Source organism: Polaromonas sp., from assembly GCF_031411155.1.
Taxonomy (GTDB): domain Bacteria; phylum Pseudomonadota; class Gammaproteobacteria; order Burkholderiales; family Burkholderiaceae_C; genus Polaromonas.
The window spans coordinates 1-1,521 of sequence record NZ_JANOAL010000156.1 but is presented as its reverse complement, the minus strand read 5'-3'; the positions used below and the strand labels follow the sequence as shown (position 1 = coordinate 1,521).

Below are 1,521 nucleotides of genomic sequence, written 5' to 3'. Positions count from 1 at the left end.
TCAATCTCATCGGCCTTCACCGGCACGCCGCGCGTCATCAGCTCGCAGCCCTTGGCGGTGACCAGCGCGTCGTCTTCGATGCGGATGCCGATGTTCCAGAACTGTTTGGGCACGCCCTTGGCCGGGCGCACGTAGAGGCCGGGTTCTATCGTCAGCACCATGCCGGGCTTCAGGATGCGCGGCGGCTTTTTCATGACGAGCTGGCCCAGCGCGTCTTTTTCTTCGCGCGGTTTGCTGCCGGGTTCGGTGTAGTCGCCGCAGTCGTGCACGTCCATGCCCATCCAGTGGCCGGTGCGGTGCATGTAAAACTGGCGGTAGGCGCCGGATTCCAGCACGTCATCGACCGTGCCGTGTTTGGCCTTGTCGAGCAGGCCGACATCAAGCATGCCCTGGGCCAGCACGCGGGTGGCGGCGTCGTGCGGGTCGGTAAAGCGCTTGCCGGGCTTGGTGACCTTGATGGCGGCTTCCTGCGATGCCTGCACGATGTCATAGAGCAGGCGCTGGGCCGGGGTGAATTTGCCGTCGGCCGGAAAGGTGCGCGTGATGTCGCTGGCGTAGCCGTCGAGTTCGCAACCCGCGTCAATCAGGCACAGCTCGCCGGGCAAGACGGGTGTGTCGCCGGCGCGGTAATGCAATATGCAGGCATTGGCGCCGGCGGCGACGATGCTGCCGTAGGCCGGCGCCTGCGAGCCGTGGCGGCGAAACTCGTGCAGCAGTTCGGCCTCCAGGTGGTATTCGCGCAGGCCGCCCTTGGGCTGGCTGCGCAGCATGGCGCTGGAACTCATCATGGCCCGCACATGCGCTCCGGCAGAAATCGTGCCGGCCCGCCGCAAAATCGCCATCTCGTGGCTGTCCTTGATCAGCCGCATTTCATCGAGCAGCTTGCACAGATCGTGCTGGCTCTGCGGGCATTCGGCGCCAAAGCGCACCCGGGTGCGCACCTGATTCAGCCAGCCATCGACCCGCGTTTCCAGCCCCTTGTGCGTGGCAAACGGAAACCAGACGGCGGGCTGATTGGTCAGCAGCGCCGGCATTTTTTCGTCCAGCGCCTCGACGCTGAAGGCCTGCTCAACGCCCAGGCCGGCCGGCGCGGCCTTGGGGCCGAGGCGGATGCCGTCCCAGATCTCGCGTTCCAGGTCCTTGGGGCGGCAAAACAAGGTGGTCTTGCCGCTGGCTTCAATCACCAGCCAGCTTTCGGGCTCGCTAAAGCCGGTCAGGTAATAAAAGTAGCTGTCGTGCCGGTAGGCAAAGTCGCTGTCACGGTTGCGCTGGGCCTCGGGCGCGGTCGGCAGCAGCGCGATGCCGCCGCCGGCGGCTTTGAGGGCGCGGGCAATGGCGGCGCGGCGTTTGGGGTAAACGGAGTTGATGCTCATCGTGCGTTGGCTTTCAGTCTGAAGTGCGGTTCAATTCATCGAGTCGGGCGGGCGTGCCCACATCGGTCCAGGCGCCCGGGTACAGCTCGGCGCTCACCTGCTGATTGTCCATCGCCGCGCGCAGCAGCGGCGCCAGCGCGGCCTTGAG

The 1,521-nt window shown here is 65.8% G+C and carries 1 protein-coding gene and 1 pseudogene; both read right to left on the bottom strand.

Annotated features, from left to right (window positions below; translation table 11 throughout):
• Positions 1 to 1,373: aminopeptidase P N-terminal domain-containing protein (locus RMO23_RS10335; protein WP_309681142.1), on the bottom strand; the 1,373-nt coding region annotated here is incomplete at its 3' end.
• A gap of 13 nt (positions 1,374 to 1,386) precedes the next feature.
• Positions 1,387 to 1,521 (bottom strand): annotated as a pseudogene (locus tag RMO23_RS10330) (nucleotidyltransferase family protein); the annotation flags it as partial.